The sequence below is a fragment of the Streptomyces sp. SPB074 genome (genome assembly GCF_000154905.1).
Classification (GTDB): domain Bacteria; phylum Actinomycetota; class Actinomycetes; order Streptomycetales; family Streptomycetaceae; genus Streptomyces.
On the sequence record NZ_GG770539.1, the window covers coordinates 5,309,493 to 5,311,849 of the forward strand.

The 2,357-nt window shown below is 77.5% G+C and carries 2 protein-coding genes and 1 pseudogene; 2 read left to right on the forward strand and 1 reads right to left on the reverse strand.

The window, feature by feature from the left end; translation table 11 throughout:
- A partial coding sequence (locus SSBG_RS22520) for a TIGR01777 family oxidoreductase (RefSeq protein ID WP_008748374.1) occupies positions 1–900 on the reverse strand: 900 nt, incomplete at its 3' end.
- Positions 901–970: 70 nt separating this feature from the next.
- Between SSBG_RS22520 and SSBG_RS22525 the strand changes: the two genes are divergently transcribed.
- Together SSBG_RS22525 and SSBG_RS22530 are read left to right on the forward strand one after the other, a co-directional pair.
- Positions 971–1,525, forward strand: a complete 555-nt coding sequence (locus SSBG_RS22525; protein WP_008748375.1) for a GNAT family N-acetyltransferase — start codon at positions 971–973, stop codon at positions 1,523–1,525.
- 115 nt (positions 1,526–1,640) lie between these two features.
- Positions 1,641–2,357, forward strand: a pseudogene (locus SSBG_RS22530) (PP2C family protein-serine/threonine phosphatase); the annotation flags it as partial.

A 2,357-nucleotide genomic window follows, 5' to 3' on the forward strand; every position in this document is an offset into this window, starting at 1 on the left:
GAGCACCCGCTGGCTGCCCAGGATGTCGCCCGCGAACTCGCCGAGGGCGAGGCGGAGCGCGGGGGCCGGGACGGGGAAGGGCGTGGGGCGGTGCAGGACGCGGCCCATGGCGGCGGTGATCTCGCGGTTGTCGACGGGCTCGGGCGCGGTCAGGTTGAAGGGGCCCTCCAGGGTGGGCGTGTCGATGAGGTGGCGCAGCGCCGCGACGTGGTCGTGGAGAGCGATGAAGCTCCAGTACTGCCGCCCGTTCCCGATCCGCCCCCCGAGCCCCGCCTTGAAGAGCGGGAAGAGCCGTCCCCAGGCCCCGCCGCCGCGCGCCACGACGAGGCCCGTGCGCGCGAACACCGTGCGCACCCCCGCCTCCCGCGCGGCCCCCGCCGCCTCCTCCCAGTCCACGCACACGTCGGGCAGGAAGCCCTCCCCGGGCGCCGCGCTCTCGTCCACGGCACGTGCGCCCGTGTCGCCGTAGTAGCCGATCGCGCTGCCGCACACGAAGACCTCGGGCCGCCGGTCCAGCGAGGCGACCGCGTCGGCGAGCGTCGCCGTGCCGAGCACGCGGCTGTCGCGGATGGTCCGCTTGTAGGCGTCCGTCCAGCGGTGGTCGCCGATGCCCGCGCCCGCGAGGTTCACGACGGTGTCGCAGCCCGCGAGGGCCGCCGTGTCCACGTCCCCGCCCTCCGGGTCCCAGCGCGCCTCGTCCTCCGCCCGCGTCGCGCGCCGCACGAGACGCACCACCGCGTGCCCGTCGGCGCGCAGCGAGCGCGTGAGCGCCTCGCCGATCAGCCCGGAGGCCCCCGCGACGGCCACGCGTCGCGGTCCCGGCCGCTCCCGTGCCCCGGCGTCCTCGCCGAAGCCCGCCGCGCCCGTCTCGTGCTCGTGCTCGTGCCCGTGCTCGTTCATGCCGTCATCGTGCCCCGCCCGGCCGGGAAAATGGCAGGAGCGGTGAGCGGCCCGGGTGAAGGATGGCCCCATGCCGACCGAACAGCCCATACCCGCCCGCACGCCGAGCCCCGCCGCCGGACCCCCGCGCGTCCGCACCGCCCGCCCCGGCGACGGCCCCGCCCTCGCCGCGCTCGACGCCGCCACCTGGTCCACGCTCCACGCCGTCACCCCGCGCCCACTCCCCCCGCTCCCGCCCTTCTTCGCCGCCGGCCGGAGCCCCGCCGAGCACCTCGTCGCCGAGGTCCCCGAGCACCCGGGCCACCCGGTCGGCTACCTCCGCCTCGTCCCCTCCCTCCCGCTGGCCGCGAACGCCCACGTCCGCGCGATCCGGGGGCTCGCGGTCGATCCGGCAGCGCGGGGCCGGGGCGTCGCCCGCGCCCTGCTCCGCGCCGCCGTCGCCCGCTGCCGGGCCGAGGGTGCCCGCCGCCTGACCCTGCGCGTCCTCGGCCACAACACCCCCGCGCGCCGCCTCTACGAGAGCGAGGGCTTCACCGTCGAGGGCATCCTGCCGGGAGAGATGTACCTCGACGGCGGGTACGTGGACGATGTCCTCATGGGCCTCGCGGTACACCCCGAGGGGTGACGCGGACGCCACCCGGCGTGCGGCCCGGGCGGCACCGTACGAGGGTGGGAGCCGCGCCGTACGAAGGCGGGGCGAGCGGTCCGGTTCGACCGCCGGGCCGGAGGGAGCACACCCGATGCAGGGGCCGGAGCCCGAGAACACGAGTGGCGGCGAGAACAGGCCCTGGCGGGTCGCGGTCGCCGCGCGCGCCGTGCTGCGCCGCCAGGACCGCCCCGGCGACCCGCTGCGCGTGGCCCGCCCCTCGCGGTGGCTGCGCTGGCTCCCCGCCGTCCTGCTCTTCGCCCTCGCCGTGGTGCAGGGGATCGTGGGGAACAGGTTCGAACTCGGCTTCCTCATCGGCGCGATCCCGCCGCTCGCCGCGCTCACCTACAAGGCCCTGGGCACCGCCGTCTTCGGCGGCATCGTGCTCGTCCTGCTGTGGGTGCCCGCCATCCGCCTCGGCCGCGCGGGCGACTCCGACCTCGTGACGGTCGCCTTCGTCGCGGCGCTCAGCGTCGTCATCGCCTGGGCGCGGCGCCGCAGGGACGAACAGCTCGTCACCGTCCGCACGGTCGCGCAGGCCGCCCAGTTCGCCGTCCTGCCCCCGCTGCCGCCGCGCGTCGGCCCGGTGCGCTGCGCGGGCCTGTACCGCGCGGCCCAGCACGGCACGCTCGTCGGCGGGGACCTCTTCGACGTCCGCGAGGGCCCCTACGGGGTGCGCGCGCTCGTCGGCGACGTGCAGGGCCACGGGCTCCAGGCGGTCGGCACGGTCGCCGCGCTGCTCGGCGCCTTCCGCGAAGCCGTGCTCGACCAGGAACGCCTCACCGGGCGTCGCCGGACAGCTCGACCGCAG